The organism is Bartonella sp. SL320, assembly GCF_059687635.1.
In genome coordinates this window covers 480,668-503,856 of sequence record NZ_CM185143.1, presented here as the reverse complement: position 1 = coordinate 503,856, position 23,189 = coordinate 480,668, and the positions used below count along the sequence as shown (strand labels likewise).

At 40.0% G+C, this 23,189-nt stretch carries 19 protein-coding genes and 2 pseudogenes; 8 read left to right on the top strand and 13 right to left on the bottom strand.

Annotated elements, in window-relative coordinates:
- Positions 1–83 precede the first annotated feature (83 nt).
- From AC6ER8_RS02135 to AC6ER8_RS02125, 3 genes are all read right to left on the bottom strand, one after another.
- Complete coding sequence (locus tag AC6ER8_RS02135; RefSeq protein ID WP_497078955.1) at positions 84–1,505, bottom strand: sensor histidine kinase; 1,422 nt, start codon at positions 1,503–1,505, stop codon at positions 84–86.
- Between the two features lie 225 nt (positions 1,506–1,730).
- Positions 1,731–2,285, bottom strand: coding sequence for an RNA polymerase sigma factor (locus tag AC6ER8_RS02130; RefSeq protein WP_497078953.1), 555 nt, complete (start codon positions 2,283–2,285; stop codon positions 1,731–1,733).
- Positions 2,286–2,292: 7 nt separating this feature from the next.
- On the bottom strand, positions 2,293–2,496 hold the full coding sequence (locus AC6ER8_RS02125) for a NepR family anti-sigma factor (RefSeq protein WP_497078951.1): 204 nt from the start codon (positions 2,494–2,496) through the stop codon (positions 2,293–2,295).
- A gap of 169 nt (positions 2,497–2,665) precedes the next feature.
- On the opposite strand from AC6ER8_RS02125, the gene AC6ER8_RS02120 reads away from it, so the two are divergent.
- From AC6ER8_RS02120 to AC6ER8_RS02100, 5 genes are all read left to right on the top strand, one after another.
- The gene (locus AC6ER8_RS02120; RefSeq protein WP_497078949.1) at positions 2,666–3,460 is read left to right on the top strand and encodes a response regulator; all 795 of its coding nucleotides are present in this window, start codon (positions 2,666–2,668) and stop codon (positions 3,458–3,460) included.
- A gap of 12 nt (positions 3,461–3,472) precedes the next feature.
- A complete protein-coding gene (locus AC6ER8_RS02115; protein WP_497078947.1) occupies positions 3,473–4,486 on the top strand; it encodes a sensor histidine kinase in 1,014 nt (337 codons plus the stop codon).
- 1,353 nt (positions 4,487–5,839) lie between these two features.
- The gene (locus AC6ER8_RS02110) at positions 5,840–6,724 is read left to right on the top strand and encodes a hypothetical protein (RefSeq protein ID WP_497078945.1); all 885 of its coding nucleotides are present in this window, start codon (positions 5,840–5,842) and stop codon (positions 6,722–6,724) included.
- Entirely contained in the window at positions 6,678–7,043 is a 366-nt protein-coding gene (locus AC6ER8_RS02105; protein ID WP_497078943.1) for a hypothetical protein, read from the top strand. The genes AC6ER8_RS02110 and AC6ER8_RS02105 overlap by 47 nt, the downstream gene beginning before the upstream one ends.
- A gap of 61 nt (positions 7,044–7,104) precedes the next feature.
- On the top strand, positions 7,105–7,533 hold the full coding sequence (locus tag AC6ER8_RS02100; RefSeq protein WP_497078941.1) for a hypothetical protein: 429 nt from the start codon (positions 7,105–7,107) through the stop codon (positions 7,531–7,533).
- A gap of 1,885 nt (positions 7,534–9,418) precedes the next feature.
- Here AC6ER8_RS02100 and AC6ER8_RS02095 read toward each other — a convergent pair.
- The 4 genes from AC6ER8_RS02095 to AC6ER8_RS02080 form a co-directional block, all read right to left on the bottom strand.
- Positions 9,419–10,174: a DUF4167 domain-containing protein gene (locus AC6ER8_RS02095; RefSeq protein WP_497078939.1), complete on the bottom strand. Its 756-nt coding sequence runs from the start codon at positions 10,172–10,174 to the stop codon at positions 9,419–9,421.
- Positions 10,175–12,514: 2,340 nt separating this feature from the next.
- The gene (locus AC6ER8_RS02090; protein WP_497078937.1) at positions 12,515–12,643 is read right to left on the bottom strand and encodes a hypothetical protein; all 129 of its coding nucleotides are present in this window, start codon (positions 12,641–12,643) and stop codon (positions 12,515–12,517) included.
- 301 nt (positions 12,644–12,944) lie between these two features.
- The gene (locus AC6ER8_RS02085) at positions 12,945–13,388 is read right to left on the bottom strand and encodes a hypothetical protein (protein WP_497078936.1); all 444 of its coding nucleotides are present in this window, start codon (positions 13,386–13,388) and stop codon (positions 12,945–12,947) included.
- 1,182 nt (positions 13,389–14,570) lie between these two features.
- Positions 14,571–15,071, bottom strand: a complete 501-nt coding sequence (locus tag AC6ER8_RS02080) for a hypothetical protein (protein WP_497078934.1) — start codon at positions 15,069–15,071, stop codon at positions 14,571–14,573.
- Positions 15,072–15,159: 88 nt separating this feature from the next.
- Between AC6ER8_RS02080 and AC6ER8_RS02075 the strand changes: the two are divergent.
- The 3 genes and pseudogenes from AC6ER8_RS02075 to AC6ER8_RS02065 form a co-directional block, all read left to right on the top strand.
- A pseudogene (locus AC6ER8_RS02075) lies at positions 15,160–15,270 on the top strand (pentapeptide repeat-containing protein); the annotation flags it as partial.
- Positions 15,224–15,571 (top strand): annotated as a pseudogene (locus AC6ER8_RS02070) (hypothetical protein); the annotation flags it as partial. The pseudogenes AC6ER8_RS02075 and AC6ER8_RS02070, both read left to right, overlap by 47 nt.
- The gene (locus tag AC6ER8_RS02065; protein ID WP_497079565.1) at positions 15,460–15,774 is read left to right on the top strand and encodes a pentapeptide repeat-containing protein; all 315 of its coding nucleotides are present in this window, start codon (positions 15,460–15,462) and stop codon (positions 15,772–15,774) included. The pseudogene AC6ER8_RS02070 and the gene AC6ER8_RS02065, both read left to right, overlap by 112 nt.
- A 1,382-nt stretch (positions 15,775–17,156) precedes the next feature.
- Here AC6ER8_RS02065 and bgtC read toward each other — a convergent pair.
- The 6 genes from bgtC to AC6ER8_RS02035 form a co-directional block, all read right to left on the bottom strand.
- Entirely contained in the window at positions 17,157–18,161 is a 1,005-nt protein-coding gene (gene bgtC, locus AC6ER8_RS02060) for a gene transfer agent tail collar protein BgtC (RefSeq protein ID WP_497078932.1), read from the bottom strand.
- Entirely contained in the window at positions 18,158–19,297 is a 1,140-nt protein-coding gene (gene bgtD / locus AC6ER8_RS02055) for a BaGTA-type gene transfer agent maturation protease BgtD (protein WP_497078930.1), read from the bottom strand. The genes bgtC and bgtD overlap by 4 nt, the downstream gene beginning before the upstream one ends.
- Positions 19,294–19,791 carry a hypothetical protein gene (locus tag AC6ER8_RS02050; protein ID WP_497078928.1) on the bottom strand — a complete coding sequence of 166 codons (498 nt, stop codon included), beginning with the start codon at positions 19,789–19,791 and terminating at the stop codon, positions 19,294–19,296. The genes bgtD and AC6ER8_RS02050 overlap by 4 nt, the downstream gene beginning before the upstream one ends.
- Before the next feature lie 366 nt (positions 19,792–20,157).
- A complete protein-coding gene (bgtE, locus tag AC6ER8_RS02045) occupies positions 20,158–21,621 on the bottom strand; it encodes a gene transfer agent protein BgtE (RefSeq protein ID WP_497078926.1) in 1,464 nt (487 codons plus the stop codon).
- Between the two features lie 456 nt (positions 21,622–22,077).
- Positions 22,078–22,299 (bottom strand): hypothetical protein, encoded by a 222-nt coding sequence (locus tag AC6ER8_RS02040; RefSeq protein ID WP_497078924.1) that lies wholly within the window; start codon positions 22,297–22,299, stop codon positions 22,078–22,080.
- A 157-nt stretch (positions 22,300–22,456) separates the two neighbouring features.
- Positions 22,457–23,152 (bottom strand): phage adaptor protein, encoded by a 696-nt coding sequence (locus tag AC6ER8_RS02035; RefSeq protein ID WP_497078922.1) that lies wholly within the window; start codon positions 23,150–23,152, stop codon positions 22,457–22,459.
- Positions 23,153–23,189: the final 37 nt, after the last annotated feature.

Sequence of the window (23,189 nt, the reverse complement as noted above, 5' to 3'; positions counted from 1 at the left end):
GAAAAGCCATCTTTTATTTTCCTATGAAAACAAACAAGCAGAAAAAATTGATGCTTTTTAAAAAGATGCCTTTTAAAAATCAGTCAGAGATTTTTTTTGAACGCTTCGTGACTGAGTTTTGGCAAAGGAATGACAATTTTTGTTCCTCCTAAAGAAGACGTTTCAAAAAGGGGTTTTTCACCAAATTGCATACAAAGCTGTTCCACCACCACACGACCAAGTCCTGTCTTTTGTTCTAAAGTTTGGCTCTTCATCCCCACGCCATCATCTTCGACAACGAGTATCAATTGTCCATTGGGCTGAGGACCAAAAGAGATATAAATATGACCCGGCCGTTGATCAGGAAAAGCATGTTTTAAAGAATTGGTCAGCAATTCACCCAGAATAATTCCAAGGGTTGTTGCATCTCTTGAAGACAGCCGACACTCTTTAAAGTTCGTGTGAATGGTAATGTTTTCACGCAATTCAAAAGGCACGGCCAATTCGACATCATGCACTACAGAACTGAGAAACTCTGCCAAGAGCGTCGTTTCCATATCATCACTCAAGCGCAAACGACGATGAGCTGTAGAAATGGTCTGGATACGATCCCGTGCAGCCCCAAGCACAGAACGGACTTCTTCATTTTTACTCCGGCTTAATTGCAGCCCCAGTAAAGAAGACACCGTCCCAAGAGAGTTGCCAATACGATGACTTGCATCCTGCAACAATATTTCAACCCGTTGACGTTCTTTCTCTGCGTGATTGCGTGCTCTTTCTAATTCTTGTGTTCGTTCTTTCACACGAGCTTCCAGAGCGATATTTTCGCTATGAAGCAGCAATTGATACAATTTTAAAGAGCGCACATCACGATGAAAACGATTAATAACAAAATAGGCAGAAATAAAAGTACTCACCACAGAAACAATCGCTGCCAATGTTAAAGCAGCCCGCATTAATGCAATACCCTCACGCTGTTTTTGCCGCACCACATCATCACCATTAATAAAACTTGTCATCAATTGCGCTAAACGGGCCACAGGAATTCTCGAGACGTCCGGAGCAGAAGAAGTTTGTAAGGATTGATCCGGCAGTTTATCAAGAGCCTGCATATGGGCATTCATAAATTCTTTTCGTGCTTCAACCTCGCCTTTAAAAGCCGTAAACCATTCATCCCATTGCGGATGTGCATAAACAATCAGCGCGATATAATCGAGAATATCCCCCAACTCCCGCTCGGCATTTTCAAAGCGGATCTTATCTTCCACCTTGTGCGTTTTTGCGTAGCTGCGATCAGCAACCGCCATATCAATCAAGCTAATAAGCACCAAATCAGCCTGTTCGCGCAATTCTGAACTTGTATTTAACTGAGCAACTTCTCGATCAACGGCATTGGAAAGCAACATAATAAAAATCGATGCTAAAAGAGCCATAACAAGAGAAACAACAATCGCCACCCACCGCCAGCGTGATATCGTTGCATCAGAAGAAGGCATTTGAGGCAGCAAATTTGTCTTTGTTGTCATAGAATTTCCATTGGCGAACTTAAAAGTCGTCATTTTTCAGCACAAAGGAAGGCAAGCTTATGGAACAAACCCCAAAAGCCTACAAGAGCATTTCATCAAGGCTTTTCTTGTGTTCCTAAGGAGCAAACGCCACATTTTCTGAATTTCCTCAGATACTGACTTTATTGTAATAGCTATAACGGGAATAAAAAAAACAAGGCTATCCATCATAATTATTATGCTTTTTTAGCCGTTAAATGAACACAATGTACTTCCAGCTGAATAAGAATCGGGACCATAATCGGATTCACCATCCACATGAAGAAGCTCCTGTAATCGATGACGCGCCCTGCTCACACGGCTTTTAATGGTTCCAACAGCACAGCCACAAATAGCCGCCGCATCTTCATAAGAAAACCCCGATGCTCCAATAAGAATAATGGCTTCTCTTTGATCGGCGGAAAGCAGATTTAAGGCTTTTTTAAAATCTTGCAAATCAAGCGATCCATATTGGGCAGGATGAACCGCAACATTTTGGGTAAATGCGCCATCAGTATCTTGAACTTCCCTTCCCTTTTTGCGCATTTGACTATAAAATTCATTGCGCAAAATCGTAAAAAGCCACGCTTTAAGATTGGTTCCCATCTCAAAGGAATCTTGCTTAGCCCATGCTTTCATCACCGTATCTTGAACCAAATCTTCGGCTTTGTCATGCTTGCCGCTTAAAGAAACAGCAAAAGCACGTAAAGCCGGCAACACCAAAAGAAGTTCTTGTTTAAAATTTTTCGCGCACTTTGACATAAAGGACTCAAACCTTTTCCACATTGTTTAAGCCAAATTGCTCTGCACGCTCTAACTTCTCTAAAAGATCGAGCAAACGCCGTGGCAGCGCTTCTTCTTGAATTTCCATGTAAAATTGGCGTAATTTCCGTGCTATTTCGCTGTTGACCCCGAGAAGATCATCTCCAACTTTAAATTGTGTGGTGAGATTTTTTTCATCACGGTCGTTCATTTTTCATCCCCCTAATCCATATAATATCAGTAGCACCGCGAAGAATTTTTTCGCCTTATGGTTGTAAATATAGCTATCGGTAAAAAGTTCCATACAAATCAAGGAACTTTTTTATCTGTTGAGAATTTCAACCAACGAAATGCTTGAAAGGTCAAAGGAGTTATAAATTATGTCATTATCAACGCGCATTGCCCCGCATCTTCCCTATCTTCGGCGTTTTGCCCGCTCAGTTACAGGAAGCCAATCCTCTGGTGATGCCTATGTATCAGCGATGTTGGAAGCCCTCATTACCGACATTACCATTTTTCCCAAAGCATCCAGTGACCGGATTGGAACTTATTGGCTTTTTTGCCATCTTTTTGACCAAACCACCCCGAATATCCCTGAACCCTTGCCACAATTGGGGCTTGAACAAAAAACCAGTGCCAAATTATCCTATCTCACCCCCCGTGCTCGCCAGGCATTTTTGCTCATTGCCGTTGAAGGATTTAATGAACAAGAAGCCAGTGAGATTATGAATCTGGATACGAAGGCATTTCGTAAGCTTCTCAACCAAGCCTCGATTGATATTTCTCAACAAATTGCCACTGACGTGATGATTATTGAAGATGAGCCTCTTATTGCGCTTGATATTGAGCAAATGGTCGAAAGCTTAGGTCATCATGTTGTCGGCATAGCACGCACACGCGATGAAGCTGTTATTATGTATCATAAGAAAAAGCCACGGTTGATTTTAGCGGATATTCAATTAGCCGATAACAGTTCAGGCATTGATGCGGTCAACGAAATTTTGCAAAATGACCGTATACCAGTGATTTTCATCACGGCTTTTCCCGAAAGGCTTCTGACCGGCGAACGCCCCGAACCGACTTTTTTAGTGACCAAACCTTTTAACCCCGATATGGTGAAAGCCCTTATTTCGCAGGCTTTATTTTTTCAAGAGAATGCTTCTAAAGCGGCTTAGATATCTTCTGTCATGATCGTTACGCCTCTTTCAAAGCCTCCTATGGACAGATCTCATATGAACGCGCTCATGCAAGCAATTCGTGGCGCTGATATTTGTGTTCTCTATCAGGCAACAAATCTGGTTTATTTATGGGCTGAAAACTTGCCCCACCATTTGCACCATAAATGGCGGGTTGGCTGTCGTGACAGCGACTTTTTCTCGCTTGATCTTGCAGACAATATGGAAACCATCAAACTTCAGGTTTTAGCCAGTGGTAAAATGCAAACCGTTGAAGCCCGTTTTGAAGATAAAAGCAAACAAGAGATTTGGTACAAATTTTCTATTGATTGCCACCGTAACGATAACGGAGACATTATCGGTATTATCACCACCGGTGTTAATATTTCGGGCTTACGCCGCCGTGAACAAGTGCTTAAAATTCTCCTTAGAGAAGTCAGCCACCGTTCTAAAAATCTTCTCGCAATCATTCAAAGTATTGCCAGCCAAACGGCCCGCTATACTGAATCCCTTCAGGTTTTCTTACGCAAATTTCAAGGCCGTCTTCATTCTCTTTCTCATTCTCAAGATCTAATCACCGATTCCGATTGGCGTGGTGCCCAATTTCGTGAATTGGTTCAAACGCAGGCTTTAGGCTATTTAATGAAAGAAACGGACCGTTTTTCACTTGAAGGTGTCGATCCTTATCTTTTTCCCAATGCTGCTTTGCATATTGGTTTGGCTTTTCATGAATTGATTATTAATTCTCTTTCTTTTGGTGCCCTTTCCCAAGAAAAGGGCAGCGTCTGTGTATGCTGTGAAATCGAAACAAACCTGAATGGCAAAACACAACTCCTCATTACTTGGAATGAACATTTTGAATCTGGTTCTCCTCTTACAAACAATAAAAAAGCTTGTTTTGGCAGTGCTGTTCTCGAAAAAATTGTTCCCATTTCTGTCAATGGCTCTGCTTCCTTCAAATGGACAAAAGAAGGGATTGTTTATTGTCTTTCTGTTCCGGATACTTACTTTGATATTTTTTCTTAAAAAAGCCTTTTCAAAAAAAGAACCTTTCAAACCATAAATTTCTCTCTTTAGAAAAATCTCTAATTTATTCAGCACTCTTTTATGAAGCATAAAGATTATTTTCCAACTGCGACCTTAACAATGAAAACGTTGCCACAGTCAAAGTCCCTTCCCGCTGTCCATTAACTTCCCCCCTCCTATAACCACATATTTTATGATCTTTTATGATCATTGAACCTTTTTCACCTTAAACAAGAATCTCCAATATCATCAGATTCTCTCATTTTAAACTCCTCTCATGTTGCATCAACGAAAACCATTTTTTTGCACGTCACAAACGCAAAGAGCCTGTGTGGATAAAAACATGATGAAGAAAGGACTAAAAATACTTTTTCATGAGAATCATCAAAACATGCCAAGGATCGGCCCACAAACACTCAAAGGCTGGAACAAGAGGATGATGATGCCTGCTTCACAAGCGTAAAAAGGAGCTTGCCCAATGGCTTTTATATTATTAATGGCTTTTATATTATGACATGGGAGCTTTATTGTTATACTATTCACAAGCATCGCCGTGATAAGGTGTGTGAAGTGCTGTCTCCTTTAAGAGAGAAATTAAAACGATGAAGAACAAGCTGTTTTAGCGTTGACATGCCCGATCAAAGCGAACCGATCCCCCTTTTTTTGCGTTATTTTTGCAATAGGCATAGCTTTTCATTTTGCAAGAAGATGAAATTTCAAGCATTAAAGCCAACGTCTATCATTACTCTTGAGCTTGACGCGCTTAAAACATCCACGACAATGAACGCTCAGAAATTACTAACGCATAAAAATTACACGGTTTTATACTTTTATTTTATTGATCATATATCTAAGTCATCTTTTTCACGCAAAAAAGAATATCAGGCACTTTCCTCTTCTCACATTTTTTTTAAATAATTTCTCATTGCCTGCAAGCCATTCTCAAATGCCTATAAGTGCTCAAATGCCGGCAAGCGCCTTTTAAAACAGCACTTTATAAATAGGCTACCACCTCTCCTAGAAAGGTAAACCACTCCGCCCCCCGCTCTTTACCTTCACCCCATTTTACCTTCACAAAAATACCTCCCTTTTACGCCGCAAAAGCATTGAGCATCATTATCCCCCCATACAAGAAAACTCCTTTATATTGCCTCGTACCCCCCTCCTCATACAACACCCGCCCCGTACAAATCCCCCCTCGTACAACAAACTTTTGACATTAGAGAGCATTCACAAGAGCATTTGTATTTTCTTCAAATATTTTGCTCCCCCATAAGTTTTCCCTACACAAAGCCTCTTTTTATGAGGTGCAAAACCATGGCTTTAATTGCATCACAATAAACTTGGAACGACTTGGAACGACTTGGAACGACTTGGAACGACTTGGAACGACTTGGAACGACTTGGAACGACTTGGAACGACTTGGAACGACTTGGAACGACTTGGAACGACTTGGAACGACTTGGAACGACTTGGAACGACTTGGAACGACTTGGAACGACTTGGAACGACTTGGAACGACTTGGAACGACTTGGAACGACTTGGAACGACTTGGAACGACTTGGAACGACTTGGAACGACTTGGAACGACTTGGAACGACTTGGAACGACTTGGAACGACTTGGAACGACTTGGAACGACTTGGAACGACTTGGAACGACTTGGAACGACTTGGAACGACTTGGAACGACTTGGAACGACTTGGAACGACTTGGAACGACTTGGAACGACTTGGAACGACTTGGAACGACTTGGAACGACTTGGAACGACTTGGAACGACTTGGAACGACTTGGAACGACTTGGAACGACTTGGAACGACTTGGAACGACTTGGAACGACTTGGAACGACTTGGAACGACTTGGAACGACTTGGAACGACTTGGAACGACTTGGAACGACTTGGAACGACTTGGAACGACTTGGAACGACTTGGAACGACTTGGAACGACTTGGAACGACTTGGAACGACTTGGAACGACTTGGAACGACTTGGAACGACTTGGAACGACTTGGAACGACTTGGAACGACTTGGAACGACTTGGAACGACTTGGAACGACTTGGAACGACTTGGAACGACTTGGAACGACTTGGAACGAAAAAACTTTAAAAACGTTCAACAGTGAAGAAGCCTTAAGGCTGACAAATTGGAGACCACGGTGTCAACTGCTCATTTGGAAAATATTTTATGAATCCCCTTGTCTTTATTCTCTTATTGGTTTCATGTACGGATGATTTTAACAGTTGCTATTCCAACAATACAATGGCTAAAATCTACCCAACAGCTCAAACATGTGAACAAGCCATGGTGCCATCTACAAAAAAATCTAAATTTTATGGACAACAAATTTTTGCCCAATGCATAAGCGTGCACCCCAATTTACATCAAAAAACAGTAAATTTGATCTGGTCTGTAACAAATCATGGAAATTTTCTGCTTAAAAGCGAAAATGTCCATACCAAAAGATTGACAGTCCATAAAGAAGACATTTTACCAACATCGCTTCCTCTGCTGCGTTCTTCTTCCACAAATCTCTTGCACAAAAAACTTTAAAAGCATAAACCCATCAGATCTAAAAAAATAATCAATAGAAGACATGATGGATAAGAAGCCAATGACCTCCTCAAAAGACCCTCACACAGAGCAAAACCCTCTGCCCCAAGATCTCCCCCTAGATCCTGCTGTAGAACGGGTGAGAAAAAAATTAATGGGTTTAATGATGATCTCCGTTTTAATAACGCTCTTCCTCATTCTGATCGTACTGTTTTTAATCGTTTATAAAGTAACAACGGGATCAACACTCAAACAAACAGAAGCCTCTTCCTCTCATAACAAAAATCCACTCGTTATCCACCACACGCTCTCTCTACCAGAAGGAGCACAGATTTTGTCACAAAGCCTCTCAGAAGAAAATATTGTCCTGCAAGTTTTAACGCCTGATGGACAAATAAAATTGATGATTTATAATTATCATACCGGTGCACTGATTGCCGTTCTTGCAATTAAAACAACTGAAAAAATATCAACGACAATACCGCATTAAACAAGCCAACAGCACAGCGAACACAGCTCTTCTTGAAAGCCCCTACTTATCATGCAGATGATACGCCTTAGGGGAGGAGAGTTTTTTCTCCGTCTCCCCTCTCCAAATACATACAAAGAGTCAACCTTTCTATCACCCCCATTCTTATTTTTAAGAAAACGAAGGTTACCCCATGAAAACTCAAATGAAAGCACAAAAAGCTTCTTGAATACGAAAATTCAACATCTTAATTGATCATGATCATTTATTCTTGCGTTCTGCAAAAAAATTGATTGGTCAATATCATTGAGCATTCTTCACCCTAGAATAAGAAGACCCGAAAATTGTAAGCTTCTCTCATTTTAAAATCTCTCTCATGTTGCATCAATCAAGATCATGTCTCTTGCACGTCAAAAACGTCAGGAAGCCCTATAGACTGAGACGGTATAAGAAAGAAGTAAAACATGCCTTTTCATGAATGGTCGAGAAGGGCCCAAAGGATGATCTGCAATATGTCTCAAGCTGGCTCAAATATATGAGAGCTGACAAAAGTCGTATGATGATGCCTGCTTGCTCTTTCACAAGCGTAAAGATGAAAGGCTCAATAAATGTTATATTAGGAGGCTTTGATATTATCCCGTGGAGGTTTTACGCGTTTATAGACTTCATGAGTAACACCGTGAAACGGGTGCGCCGTGCTGCGCTCTGAAAGATGTGTCTTTAAAACAAGCTTGTGAATATGCCACATACCTATATTCCATTTGAAGCGTTCTATTTTACATAAAGGTCGTGATCCCATTAAAAGACACGCAAAGCTGAAAGGTTAATGGTAAAGATAAGTACTCATTTATCCCTTCTTCATATTCTTCCCAAATGAGAAAGCTTACTCGTTTCAAAGATTATACAACCGAAAGAGAGACAATAGGCTTCTCCTATTTAGCATACACAAATTAAAGCAACGCATTTTGCTCTAAACCGTTTTAGTGTCTTCAACATGGCAGCTGCATTGGAATTGGATGTTGATTGATAAGCAATAGAAAAAACAAAGGCTTTCTTGAGAAAACAACGCCGTAAAACCATTAATAGACCCGCAAGGGATTAGAAAGATGTGTGAACGTATGACCAAACACTTTACCAAACAAACACCCATAACACATTGAGCTTTACGTCCCCTTACTGTATTCGTACACGCCCTTTGCGTCATACCCATAAAAATCAACTTGAAGAGGATCGCTATTCTTGACTCAAGAATATGAAAAGCACGCGTGATGCGACGACAGAATTTCGCATGCCCTTATAATCAAAGGCATGAGAAATTTTCAAAAGCATTGACTTTCTCGTAATGATTTCTTTCTGCAACCGTTCACGGCCCCCTTAGGTATATACAACGATCTGGGCTTACTGCTTGTCCGCATGACTTTCGTTCTCATTGACATGGGATTGCACTCACTCAAAAAAGCAATGCCTCTTACTGAGATCGCTGCCCCCCTCCTAAGGCATATGGTTAAAAGTCAAGGAGAGCGTGCTTATCGTCGTATTGATTATTAAAAACAACATCCCTATCTACAGCACTCGTAACTATAGGGATAGCATTCCCTTAAGAAAAATGGGCTGAGCTCCATTGGAAGATTTTCAACCTAGCTGCGAAGAAACAAAGCAAGCTGTTTTTTTATAAAAGAACAGCCTCTAAAAATACATGAATAAATATACAAACGCATTTTTTCTCTATATCCTCACACCTATTCCAAGCCAAGAAACAATCTTTTTGCTCACTCCCCTACATGCAAGAGCCCATAAAAACACAAAGAATAAAAATTAAAGCAAATACAAACAGCTCCTCCTTGAGCCCCTATAACGCATCACTCCCCCACGGACAGGAAAAGCATTTAAACAGCATTCTTGCGGCTTAAACATTTTCTTCTGTTTCAAGATTGGTCACACGACGACGACGCGTTTTCCTCTGTATCCCCTCACTTAATTTAGGCAAAGAAGCAACCTCTTCTGTTGATGCGGATGCATCCCCATTTTTAGAGCTTTCTGCTGTTGTCAGTGAAAACTCAAGAGGTGCTTGATCTTGAGACCGCGCAGCCCTCCGACGGGGAGAACGACGCGTTTTCTTGACAGGTTCAACAGTTTCCTCACCAAGAGCGTGTTCTTGATCCGTTTTCTCATTCGATAAAGCTTCTACAGCATTTTCACGCGCATCGCCATTTTGCGCCTTGGCAGATTGGTCATAACCATTTTTTTGCGACGGTATCTGTAATGCCTCAGTATCCCCCTCGACAGCATCCTTTTTGTCACCGTCAAGATTTATTTCAGCATTTATTTCAGCGCATTCCTGTTCATTGTTTTCATCACCGCGATTGTCATCACGTCGTGCCGATTGGGACATTTGCCCAGCTGCCGCTAAAATAATACGCAAATAGTGCTCGGCATGTTGTAAATAATTCTCTGACATCACGCGATCACCGGCACCTTGTGCATCACGCGCAAGACTGATGTATTTATCGGCAATCTGCTGAGCATTCCCACGAATTTTAACATCCGGACCGCTACTTTCATAATTGCGAGACAACGGATTAGGACCGCGACGATTATTATTGTTATTACCATTATTGTTATTATTGCGACCGCGTACCCGTCTATTTTGTTGTGGCCTCATTTTTATCCCTTTTTGGAGTGTGTGTCTTAATTGACTCTTCTTCATTGCATTACTGTTTGATAATGCTGATCATGTTTAACATGCGGTTATCAAGCTATCCGCGTTTCATTTCACTCAAACGCCCCCTACTGATATTGATAAAAGCATATATTTTCTTGAAAATCACAAAACAGCAGGGAAATCTAAATCAAAAATTCCCTATTTCTCTGTCAACCAGCAGAAACGTAGTGATGTTCACATAAAATGCCAAGTATTTTTTTTTAAATAAACCATATTTCACTAAAAAAATAACTATCTTGTGGAAAACAAAAAGGAGAATACACATCAACATACCCGACACGAGGAAAAATTCCCGCCAGAGAACATTAAAAGCATTTCTTTTCTTTTTTGCTCTAAAACCACCGCTCCTAAAAACGCTGATATCCTCTACCCCTAGTGCCTTTAAAATAAGCACTTCCATCCCAACGAGTCACTGCGCGAACCTCTTTGTTGTATGAATATAGCCTCTCTTCACCGCTAAAGCAACCCCACTGCGAGCAATTATCTGTAATCACTTCACAAAACCCCTTACCTTTTATAGATAGATTAATATGAAGTATTATTCAAGCCCTATAATCACGAAAGAGAGCATTCTTTTCCCAAATAGCGCAACGATACAATCAATTTCTATTTTACCTCCATGAATTTTTAAGTTAATCACGCCCTTTAATTTACAACAAAGTAAATTTAAAATAAAAATATTTAAATACAAAAAATATCAAACAATGAATTATAAAATACAACCAACAGATCACACTTGCTTAAAAAGTTAGTTTTTTCTCAAAAAAACATGCCCCTCTCAAAGTCTATCAATAAAAATGGAATGGTGCATTTCCTTTCCTATTTTTTCGGATAAAGAAAACGAGGAGAGATAAAACAAACCAGCCTAAAACAATCCCATGTGTAAACCCAATAGAGCACTTTATGCATCAAGATGCATAAAGCATGCCTTAAAGATCTATAATCTTTCAAATATAAAAAATATTTCTTTTTTATGCATTTGTACCATATCTATTGTATATCATGCCTATTAACTTATTTGTCATATCTATTGAGTTACCGCTCTTACAAGAACGAGTTTTTTTAAATCCACACTATTCTGTCGACAGTTCCAATAGTTATATCGTACAATAGATTGATCTATAAAAGAGTATTTATTTTTTTGTGTTAAGCCAAAAACTTTCATACCCTAGGATCTTTTCATTCTAAATTGATTCTCTGTTCAATTAAAATCATAACTGTCCCGTTACACGCAAGAAAAGCCTACCTGAAATAAAAAAACAGAGAAAAAACGAACAATGGCATCTTGTGGATTGTGAGCCGTTTTAAGGATCAAAAGCTTTCGTCATATTGGAGAGCAAAATATATAAAAACACCAGAATTTCCTTTTATGAGACATGAAAAAGCACCTTCCCCATTTACGAAGCATCAATAGACTAGAAAGCGAGATGTCTCTTACAAAAAATCTTGTGAAGATGTGCCCCTCCAAGTACCCCCTAAACACCCCTCAAGTGTATTTAGTTTGTATTATTCTATATTACGGGAGAAATATGACCTCAAAAATCACGGGATCAATAAAAGCTGTCCATAACATTGGAGAGAAAAATATAGCAAAATACCAACTTTCCCTTTTATGAGACATGAAAAAGCATCATCCCCATTCACGAAGCATCATCGAAAAAACGGAGTGCCGTCGAAAATAATCTTTCCATACCAGTTATGTCTTTATAAATAAAAAACGCAACAAATTCTTCAGAATCTCTCTCTCCCTTAAACATTTCAAAGAAACATCCATGGCTTATATTACGCACTTTAAATGAGAGGACTTGGCAGCTGCATGAGACAAAGATTGAAACGGATAAGAGGATTGAAACAGACAGGAACTCTACGCGCTGTTTTCAGCTTTTGTATGCCAGATGGAAACGTAAGTGTTGCGTCTGTTTTGTTTGTGTAATCTCTAAAACCGGCAGATAGCCTCATTTGAGAAAAATAGAAAGTTTTAAAGGGATAAATTAGGTTTCATCGTTCCTCTCATCTTCCAACTTTACGTGTTTTCAAAAATATTCAAGGCGATCTTGTTAAAAGAATAAAGATTTTTGTTTATTACCTGTTTTTTAATGGGTCACAACCTTCATGTAAAATAAAATGCCCCAAATGAGAAAGATATATTGCATCCCCACGAGCTTGTTTAAAAAGAACATCTCTCAAAAGCACACCTCACACCTGTTTCATGGCACCGCTCATGAAGGCCATAACGCGTAAAGCCCTACGGAATAATATAAAATTCCCCCAATATAAAGTCTATTGAGCACCACGATCTTTACATCCACTATCTTTACGCTTGTGAAGAAGAAAGTAGGCACCCTCACACAACTTGTACCAACCCGAAACATGTTGCGGATCATCCCTTGGCACTTCCCAACGATTCATGAAAAGGCCTTTTTATTATTTTATTGTACTGTTTTTACCCATGAACCTCCCTCGCCTTTGATAGGCAAGCGACATGGTTTTGATTAATGCAACATGAAAAAGATTCTTAAATGAGATAATCTCACGATATTGGGGACTTTTCTTCAATATAAAGAACAGAAAATGATCATTATAAGTCAATATATTATAACAAGTTAAATATCGTCTGTTGATATAAAGGCAGAAAACAATAACATGCTTTTTATCTTTTCATCAAACCTTATACCTTTTTTACATACATCTTTAAAAGTAATGGCCATCTTTAAAAGTAATTGCGCCTTTTACCTTTTTCATTTTCTTTTTCATTGAGAAAACAGTCCCGTAAGAGAAAGTAATTCCCATCTCCGGGTCGTACCATTGTCAAACATTGTTTTTTTGCAGTCTCCGAAAGCTTATCCCACATTTCACGAATAGCAAAATAGGCTTCACTTTCCAAATTAAGGCAATGCTGATAGACTTCTCTTTTCATATCAGGCATCACGGAAGCAGAAATTTCCTTACAATACACGCGCATATCAAAGACAGGAATAACTAATTTAACAGGTTCTTGTTGTGTTATTTTTTCATGAGAAGAAAAATAACTCACCACCTTTGCAACAACAAAAAACAAAATCACGATAGAAAAGAGTATTATGCAAACAAAAGCAATCTTGCGATATAGCCTTTTGAAATAAGCCTTTTGTCTTGCACGGATTCTTTTTTCCATAAAAACTATACCCTTTAAACATCCCCCAAAAAAGCTGTTTATAGCAAAAAATGAGAGAAATATCTGTGTACACAATACAGGGGATAACAACAAACAATCAAGACTCTTAAAAACTCTTTTTTCTCTGTATGATTATAATATTGATACGCTTTTTTATCGTATAAAATCCTTGTAAAAAACTTCCCTCTTCTATGAAAAAAGAGAGATTATAGCTTTCTCCCTCCGCTTAAAAGACAAAGATTTCTTAACGCTTCAACAGCTCTCATGACAACCAATGCAAAGAAACAAAAATACCCCTACATTTTACTTTAAATTCCCTATTGGGATAAAAATACACAAGAATTTAACGCTTTCATTGCAAAAGAACATCACAAGTGACAACAATAAGAATAATATCTTTCCTTTCAATAACAGATATAGCATCCCCTTGCTGTGAGGCAATAAAAAAAGCCGCGCCATTAAATAGCGCGGCTTATGAATAGAGATACAATTTAAAATAAAATACAAAAGAAATTAATAATAAATATTTATATACAAAACGTATAGTATTGCAATATTTTTAATTATATTTATCAAAATTATCCCCAACGAATATAAAACCAAAACGAATGTAAAATATGAGCAATAAAAGTACTTCTTATAACATTCATTTGCATGAAAAAAGTCTATGGTTTTGCTTATGGTTTTAACCATAGGAAGAATAACGCTTCTATTGAAGAAAGATAGTGGCAATAATACATACTTTAAAGTCAAAGGATATCTTATAAATTAAAAACACTTTGTTGATTGTTCTTAAAAAGCCCCCTGCTTAAACATGTCATTTATGCGTAAATGCGTCATTTAAGCATAATAAAAAGCTTTTTTAAATTGTTGCCAATTCAAATTGTTAATAGTCTAAATTGTTGCAAAATCTTTTCTCTTTTTATAAACGCCCTGCGTTTCTGCTGGAATAAAGCTTCCTTTTCTCTAGACTTCCCAATCCCTATAGACTTTCCTCTGCGTCTTCTTTATACGCCCTTATTTTCTTAAACGAGATGATGAGAAACTTTCCCTATAGCAGCGTTTAAGATGCTCTTTTTATCAATTTTTGACATTTTTAAAACATTCCAACTTCATAGAAATTTTAAATCGCACCGAAAATATAGAAAATCTATTACCTTCAACGCAGGCAGATTGTTCTGATCACTCTCTTTTATTTTTCTGATTTAAAAAAGAAGACATAATTCCAGAAGCCTCAATAGCCATATTTTTACCAGTACTCATGGATATTTCTGACGCCTTTAATGATAAAGGTTCTGACACAAAAGATCCGTAGTTTATTGTGGGCGTTTCCTGTGCTGTCCATTGAGAAACAAAGCTGCTCTTCTCCACAGAGGCCTCTAGTTTAATTTCTGGTACATCCATCTTAATGTCTGGTATGGTTATTCCACCGCTCACAAGACTACTCATACTGTTTTGCCCCTCTTTTTTTGCATTTTGTTTCTTTTTGACATTAGCAAGATCGTTGGTATTTAACTTTTTTTCTAAAGCATCCATACGCTTTGAAATTTTTGTTATCTCTTCATATACTTTTTTCAACAAAGCATTCAAAGGAGCATGCCCCATTCTTCCGCTGGCATAAAGAACCACACGAATACATTCAGGATCATCAATATCCGCAATAGAAAATGGAAAAAGTGCCATTATCCCCCCTTTTTTAAACAGCCCCATGGAGCATTTGAATATCTTTTTTCTTTACACGGACTTTTTCATTGACCCGTGAAGAGCCTGCCTGCAAAGAGCCTGCCTGCAAAGAGCCTGCCTGCAAAGAGCCTGCCTGCAAAGAGCCTGCCTGCAAAGAGCCTGCCTGCAAAGAGCCTGCCTGCAAAGAGCCTGCCTGCAAAGAGCCTGCCTGCAAAGAGCCTGCCTGCAAAGAGCCTGCCTGCAAAGAGCCTGCCTGCAAAGAGCCTGCCTGCAAAGAGCCTGCCTGCAAAGAGCCTGCCTGCAAAGAGCCTGCCTGCAAAGAGCCTGCCTGCAAAGAGCCTGCCTGCAAAGAGCCTGCCTGCAAAGAGCCTGCCTGCAAAGAGCCTGCCTGCAAAGAGCCTGCCTGCAAAGAGCCTGCCTGCAAAGAGCCTGCCTGCAAAGAGCCTGCCTGCAAAGAGCCTGCCTGCAAAGAGCCTGCCTGCAAAGAGCCTGCCTGCAAAGAGCCTGCCTGCAAAGAGCCTGCCTGCAAAGAGCCTGCCTGCAAAGAGCCTGCCTGCAAAGAGCCTGCCTGCAAAGAGCCTGCCTGCAAAGAGCCTGCCTGCAAAGAGCCTGCCTGCAAAGAGCCTGCCTGCAAAGAGCCTGCCTGCAAAGAGCCTGCCTGCAAAGAGCCTGCCTGCAAAGAGCCTGCCTGCAAAGAGCCTAAGCTTTTGAAAAAAATTTCTTTATCGAAAACTTTTACAAGATATTTTTTAAAATTATAGTCTGTTTTCCACCTAAAATGGTGTTTTCTCCCCTTAAAATCCAAAACCTGAAATCCCCAAAATGTATAACAACAGGGTATCCTTTATTGACGTTCCCAAAAAGACAAAGCCAACCTCACCGATCTTTAAACAGTGCCAAGCAACAAAAGTGCCAAGCGACAAACAAGAGTCTATCAACAGTTCAACTTCTTGGGTCTCGTGGGATTCCACTTGGGATTTTCCCTTCAAAGGCTCTCTATCGCCACAACCTTAAAGGAGAATATTTCATGAAACTTCTAAGAAAAAATACAGCTGTTAAAAATACGCACACATAAAAAAAACAACGCATGCATAAAATGAGGATCTGACAACGCTAAACAAAGGCATTTTAAACAAGGACATTTTATAACACAATGGGCTGATTGTCTGAAAGATTTTCCCCATATCACTCTCAGCCTATTTTAAGAAATGACCTGACACAAAATGGCCATACCCCAAAAGATAGTTTCACTTCTTATCACGCGTTAAACCCCATTGCCAATCTGCTTGAGTAAACCAATCACCCATTTTGCAAGCAAGAGAAAGAAAGCTTTATTTTTCACCCTTTCAATGCCCCATTCTCCCCCCTTTCAGCGCTTAAAAAAATATTAAATATATTCATTGACCGCCTCCCCACATTTTAAAGGATAACGATTTTTCCCCTATCCGTTTATCAATAATCTAACTTTTCAGATCTCGTAAAATCCCACTTGGGACTTCCCCTTCAAAAGGTTTCACCAACTGAGCATTAATGTATTTGGCTTGTATAAAACTTTATGGGCTTTAAGCTCTATGAACAAACCCTGCCCTAAACCTTTGCTCTGCAATATTTCATGGATCAAGCTGTTTTACTGATATCACCGCCTTGATGATGTTTTAAGGATGAGACTTTAAGAGCCTCATAAAATAAAATGATCCACGGTCTTTTTTTCATCTTCTCATCATTCATCAAAGCGCTAAGCTCAAGAATTTCTAAACAATATAGCACAATACAAACAAGAGAAAAGGTGGCTAAAGCTTTGATTTATCATCCCCAAAACGCTCTAAATAAAGGAAGATTTTTCATCTCTCTTTACCCCCACCCTTCAATGATCATTCTCTTGCTCCTCGCCAAGAAAAGTACAAGAAAAGTAAAAGAGCTTCCCTGATACCTCTTCAAAATAGGCTCTATAATAAAACACAATAACAAAGAAAGAGATATTTTTTCTAAAACACCGCAAAACTTTCTACACACTCTATGCGATAAGGCTTTTTTCTCATTCCAGATATTTTGCAATCATTGTTATCTCTCTTAAAGCTTTCATTCTTAGGTTTTGATGGCATAAACCACCGCCATATTGACGGGACGCGTTTCATCACCCCCTGTTTTTTGCAACGAAATCTTATGTTCATGCTCTCCCGCTTCTCCTGTCAACCAATTATCATCGATAACAATAGCATTATATTCCTTAGTTTCACCCCAGCCGTGCTTTATAATATAGTTGTTAGACTTGGACACACTATGCTGGTGTTTACCTGCCGCATCTGTTTTTCCTTCATGGGTATGGGCTTTAAAAGACCCTTCTTGTTGGCTTCCCAAGAGGCGTCCTTTATCAATTTCTCTCCCACTATCGAGCCCCCGTAAAAACATTCCCCGCAAATCAGGAACATTAAATGTTGTTTGCCCATCTCCTTTTCCCCATGTTTCCCCCAGAACAGCAAAGAGATTAGCATAGTTCTTTCGCGAATATTCTTTACCATCACACAGCAGCCACCCAGAGGGTATTTTTTCACTCGCAAAAGTACCAATAAATCCAGATGAAAAAGATTCCGGTAAAGGAGGAAAGGGCGGAATTTCAGGAAGTTTTATGGTAGGATTGGTTAAAAACCAGCCATCAGCATTTTTTCCAGCAATATCACACGTATAGACGAGTTCATAAAGCCCTCCCTTTTGGATTTCTCCCCCCTTTAAAGGCACAATACCCTCTGGTGTTGCCATATAGGTTGGTTTTGGTGGCAATTGATTTAAAGAAACATTGGTTATGCCTCTATTGACCTCTTGTGCTTTAAAGCGCACCACAATGCCCTCTATATAAGTCTCAAAAAAAGACTTTGTGGCCAAACGAAGGGATGTGCTCTTATTCTCCTCATCAACCGTAAACTGTGTTTCAATCACGCCTCCATTATCCAACAAATATTCTTTAATCCGTTGCATCATAGCGCGCGCACTATCATTGACTGAACTTGGAGGTTGCCCTTCGGCCCAGTTTATACTCTCATCGGCATAAGCATTTTCTGATGCGATGATTGACCAATTATAAATCGAACTCATAAAAGACACTCTTTTTTTAAAAAAGGAAAACGAGAAAAAACGGAAGCAAAGAAAGCTGCAGTTTTATTTTTAGATACCGGCGTTTTCTCCATTTTTATTTTCTTCATTTTCAAGCCTATTTGGTCATAATCCACATGGAGTAATTTTGTTTTCGCATTGACAAAAACAGCTTCCGGCTTCACGCGCAACACATCTTGCGCCATAACGCCCTGATAACGTTGTGGATTTCCTTTATAATTAAAGCTATAAAGAGGGTAGCCTTTTTTCTCTCCCAGAGGGATAATATTTTCTTTTGCTCTCACATCACAAAGCCCTAAAATTCCCCCGACCAATCCCAGCACTTTTTGGGCATCACTCAACGGATCTTTGGTTACAGAAGGGATTGTTGTAGATTTTCCGGAAGTTGTTCCGTAATTTCCAGCCGCTTGTGTTCCCACCTGTAACAAGCGTTCCAAACGGTTCCAATCTTGATTATCTTGTTCTGACCATTTTTGACGCTCAGCATCTAAGATATTTTGACGATTCATATCTTGAATCATCCCCCCTTTTAAAGCATTGCTTTGCGCGTTACTCTGACCTTGATAATAAGTATTTGCCGCATTTGCTTGATCATGCTGCGCGCGATCAATCATCTGGTTTGCATTCATCATATTGCTAATATCTTGATTATATTGCTGCGCTGCGGCATTTGTTGCCAAGGCGCCGAGCTCATCAGCAAGCACACCGGTATGGGCTCCAGAGCCATAACGTCCTGCCCCAGACATCGATTGATTAATGGCATCAGATGTTTTATTCAGAGCATTTTGCAGTGCAGCATTAAACTTACTATTGCTGCCAATCCAATTTCCCTTTGCCATACCGGAAAGATTGGCCGCGCTATTGGTTGGTGCATTTAACCACTGCGTGACCATAGGATTGTTATAAAGCCCTGCGGCTTGTTGTAAACCCGACAGCGCATTTTTTGTCATATTGCTCAGACCGGCAACTCTGTCTCCCTGATAAACATTTCCCCCAATACCCTTATTATAAAGCTCCTGTGCATCCGCAGTAGCTTGTTTTAGAATACCCGCCGCCCAAGCAGGGGGGGCATTGGTTTGTGTTGTCGTCTGCACTTGCGGTGTTTTTTTTCTACTCATAAAACCAGAACCTTTCTATATTGAATAAGATGACGAGAATATCCGTGATGCGCGAGCCTTTTTGCCCATCCCGTTCTTCCAAACATGTGCAATTCTTCAGCCTTGATTTTTCGTGCCCATTTTTCGACCTCCTCGATCAATTTGACCAATTTCAGCCCTCCCTCTCCAGCCAGATCAGAGAGAACGACGCATTTTTTCCCCGTATGGGCCCTTTCAATTTTCGTTATTGCAAAAGCACTAAATTGGATTTTATTTTTTAAGACCAGCCACAATTGTGCTTGTCCGGTGGCGATTTCTTCAGCAATTTTTTCCAGACAAACATCATCTGGAAAGCGCTGAGCATATTTTTGAAACGCCGCATTAAGGGCCTCTTGATAAGGCGCTATTTTTTCCCAAGACCAGTGCTCTGTCAGATGAGCAGAATACACCTCTTGACAATCTTGACGATCTTGACGATCTTGACGATCTTGATGATCTTGATGATCTTTCATCATGAGCTTAGCTCTCTCAAACTTTTCTCAAACATATCCTTAAAACAGCTCCCCTTGCGCCCTTCACGCATTCCATGACCTCGCGCACAATTTTCAAAAAAGAAGAAAAAGCCCCCCATCCCTTATGTCAAAAGCCCACCCTCCCTTAGTATCGCAAGATACAAAGAGCACCTTTTTTATAAAGAAACATCCACCCCACCCTATCCCTTTGATGATAAGGACTTAAACTTATCACATCGGTCCTTTGATCATCATGGCTTGGGCTCACCGCATCTATTCTTTGATTATTATGACATGCCTGCCGCATCTGTTCTTTGATCATTATTGGCTTGGGCTCACCGCATCTGTTCTTTTATTGTCATGGCTTGGCTATCGCATGCCGGCGGCCTTCAATTCCACATCAAATCCCGTGACATGAGTCCAATTCATTCCCTCCGGAATGCGCAATTTAAAGCGATAAAACCGTGCTCTTGCGCGACAATGAATTTGTCCGGTATTATAAGAAGGCTGTTTTTCTGGCAACCAAACGGTTTCCTCTTCAAGAGATTGTCGAAAGCGCATTCCCACAGACAAATAATACTTTCCACTATTGACTTGGGGCATAATATTTTTCACCCGTGTTATCATGCCATTTGTCTGCCCCATTTCTTGTGAAGTAACCACACAAGCCATAGGAGAACCAGAAAACGACCCCAGTCTGCCCTGTTGATCAAATGCCCCCAGAATAGGCGATTCATTTTTCCACGCTTTACTATCGAGAGAAAAGGCTAAATCATCAATATTCTGAGCGACAAAATCAAGAGCTTCTAGCGTTGTTCCCGTCAAGAAAATGGGGAGGATCATTTTGATATCCACGAGAGCTTTTGTCCATTTTTGCAACCCCCAATCATAAATGAGCAAGATGCGTTTATGAAGGCTTTCATCGGTATCCACCATCCAATAAACACGATTATAAACCCCATCAATCGCCGCAGACATGGTATAAAGATTACTCTGCCTTGATTTAGCGGTCATGGTTCGATCAACTTTTTCAAAGCCAATGGGGATAATCTGTCCGTCATTGGCTATTTGATAAAAACCACCCTCATCGGCAAAGAATGCCAAATCTCCCCGACAAACAATTGATTCAGCATTTTTTGCACCTCGTTTATCGTGGATTTTTTGGAAACTAAAAATAATCTTAGAGCCAGGAATAAAAGACCCAGCATAGATTGCAGAACGCATAAAGATAATGGGATTTGTTGTCTCCGTTGCGCCTTGCACGAACCCGCCATCAGGAAAGTCTTGATAATCACAGCTTTTTTTACCCACGGTCCAAAATTCTGCATCATTCAATCCCGACCAATGAACCCGTCTTGGATGCTCGGTTAATTTCATCAAACACACGAAATCTCCCCAGACGCGAACGATACCTGCTTGTGGTGGATTTCCCCCTAAATTTCTAAATGCTTTATCATGAATAATATCGATCACTTGTGGTTTATCGTTGGCATTTACCGCAATGATAAAATCACCAAATAAAGCAAAAGACCACGGCGCATCGATATTCGCCATATAAGGCTTTCCTTTTTGGCTAATATCTTTCCAGTGCATTGTTGTATTATCAAGCAAGAGAATTTTTTCTCTTGTCCCAACAATAATCGAAACCCCATTTTTTGTTTTCACCGCCAGAGCCCCTAAAATAGGCTCTGGACATGGCTCTGACAAAGGTTCAAAACTTGGCATAGGGATATAAGAGCCATCCGCCGGAAGCACATTGACAAGTTCATCGGTAAAAATTCCATTGATATCCGCCACATCGGGTCGATAATCAGCAATTGGGAAAAAAGCCATCAAGCCCCCCATAAAATGTTTGAAAAACCCAGTGCCAAAACACCAAGGCTTGCTCATTGAAACCACAAAAGCCCTTAAAATGAAATTTTAAGAGCACAAAATTCAATCAATAATATACAACTATAAGTTGATAAAACACCTCAAAAAAAGTGAGACCATAGATAATGATAAGCCCACTACCCTCCAGCAACGTCTCACCAAACTCACCCCACACGCTTTAATGCCCACACTTTTCCCCCATGGTCAATACTTCTCCCATGGCCAACATTCTCAATACCAGCCCCCCAATATCAACCTGAAATCTAGTGACCAACTTCAGTAATTGAGAAAAAACCATAAAACCCTTCATAAAATCTTTGAAGAGCCCAGTGCAAAATACCCAAGCTCTGTAGACTGCAAGAAATATCAGCACTTATAGAGACACCAGCGCTTACGGAGTTAAAACCACAACAGCCCTTAAAACGAAAACACAAAACTCAACAAAAACACAACCAAAAGTTGATTAGCTTTCCAATATCCACAGCCACACATCAGCATCTCACCAAAATCACCCACACGCTTTAATGCCCATACTTTCCCCATGACCAATACTTCTCCCATGGCCAACATTCTCAATACCAGCCCCCCAATATCAACCTGAAATCTAGTGACCGACTCCAGTAATTGAGAAAAAACCATTAAGCACCCTTAACGCTCGCCCTTCCATGGCAATCTAAGCCTCAGCACTCTTAACACCAGCCTCTCAAAGCCCATCCAAATCCTAAAATTCTTCTAGCTCCAGCGCTCATTTAAGTATCCATACCCCTCTTAAGCATAAATATGGAACAAGCATTTTTTAAAAATACATTGGCTGAATCTTTGAAGAATCTTTTCGACGTGATGTTTCAATACGCAAAGCTTGCAGCTGTTCTTGAAAATCTCTAAAAGAAACGGCCGCATATTCAGGATCTTTAAGGATATTTTTATACAGTTCATATTTTGCGCGTGCTTTAATGAGATCAAAAGCATAAATGAGCCAAGGATTATGATCCTCTTTAAGCTGTTCATCCACCAAATGGATAGGAACGTAAGAAAGCTGTACGGTTTTAACACTTTCTGGTGTTGGAAAGAGCCCTATTTTTTGCTCACTGTACGTATAAAAGCACGGTGTTCCTAACTCAGGATGCCGACCATATTGCTGATGCAACACTTCCAAGGGCTTAAAGAACAACTTTGTTTGGGTTGCATTCTTTGTTGCTAAAAAGACGTCCTCCAGCGTTTTTTCTGATTTAATAACAACGCCCTCTTCTGGTCCATACCATGTTTTTCCACTTTGTGTTTTGAAGGTTCTTTCTTGTTTTTCATTAAAGAAAAAGGGTTCGCGTTCACACAGACGCAAAGCCGTAACAATTGAATCTTGAATTTGCGGAGAATATTCAGCGGTTGTATCGTCAATTTCATCTTGAATAAGCGCAACCATAGAGGCAAAAGTTTTAGAATGATCTGAATATGTAAACTCGCGCGTGTTAGCATCAACGGAGAAAGTGGTCATAAGCCTATCCTTGTTTTGGAAAGCATTTTAAAATTTT

Bases quoted from the DNA above. Each gene is read 5' to 3' on its own strand.
- AC6ER8_RS02100 (WP_497078941.1), top strand. From the start codon at position 7,105: ATGACCTCCTCAAAAGACCCTCACACAGAGCAAAACCCTCTGCCCCAA.
- bgtC (WP_497078932.1), bottom strand. From the start codon at position 18,161: ATGAGTTCGATTTATAATTGGTCAATCATCGCATCAGAAAATGCTTAT.
- AC6ER8_RS02115 (WP_497078947.1), top strand. From the start codon at position 3,473: ATGATCGTTACGCCTCTTTCAAAGCCTCCTATGGACAGATCTCATATG.
- AC6ER8_RS02035 (WP_497078922.1), bottom strand. From the start codon at position 23,152: ATGACCACTTTCTCCGTTGATGCTAACACGCGCGAGTTTACATATTCA.
- AC6ER8_RS02085 (WP_497078936.1), bottom strand. From the start codon at position 13,388: ATGGAAAAAAGAATCCGTGCAAGACAAAAGGCTTATTTCAAAAGGCTA.
- AC6ER8_RS02040 (WP_497078924.1), bottom strand. From the start codon at position 22,299: ATGGTTTTTTCTCAATTACTGGAGTCGGTCACTAGATTTCAGGTTGAT.
- AC6ER8_RS02125 (WP_497078951.1), bottom strand. From the start codon at position 2,496: ATGAACGACCGTGATGAAAAAAATCTCACCACACAATTTAAAGTTGGA.
- bgtE (WP_497078926.1), bottom strand. From the start codon at position 21,621: ATGGCTTTTTTCCCAATTGCTGATTATCGACCCGATGTGGCGGATATC.
- AC6ER8_RS02095 (WP_497078939.1), bottom strand. From the start codon at position 10,174: ATGAGGCCACAACAAAATAGACGGGTACGCGGTCGCAATAATAACAAT.
- AC6ER8_RS02090 (WP_497078937.1), bottom strand. From the start codon at position 12,643: ATGAATCGTTGGGAAGTGCCAAGGGATGATCCGCAACATGTTTCGGGT.
- AC6ER8_RS02080 (WP_497078934.1), bottom strand. From the start codon at position 15,071: ATGGCACTTTTTCCATTTTCTATTGCGGATATTGATGATCCTGAATGT.
- AC6ER8_RS02120 (WP_497078949.1), top strand. From the start codon at position 2,666: ATGTCATTATCAACGCGCATTGCCCCGCATCTTCCCTATCTTCGGCGT.
- AC6ER8_RS02105 (WP_497078943.1), top strand. From the start codon at position 6,678: ATGAATCCCCTTGTCTTTATTCTCTTATTGGTTTCATGTACGGATGAT.
- AC6ER8_RS02050 (WP_497078928.1), bottom strand. From the start codon at position 19,791: ATGATGAAAGATCATCAAGATCATCAAGATCGTCAAGATCGTCAAGAT.
- bgtD (WP_497078930.1), bottom strand. From the start codon at position 19,297: ATGAGTAGAAAAAAAACACCGCAAGTGCAGACGACAACACAAACCAAT.
- AC6ER8_RS02130 (WP_497078953.1), bottom strand. From the start codon at position 2,285: ATGTCAAAGTGCGCGAAAAATTTTAAACAAGAACTTCTTTTGGTGTTG.
- AC6ER8_RS02135 (WP_497078955.1), bottom strand. From the start codon at position 1,505: ATGACAACAAAGACAAATTTGCTGCCTCAAATGCCTTCTTCTGATGCA.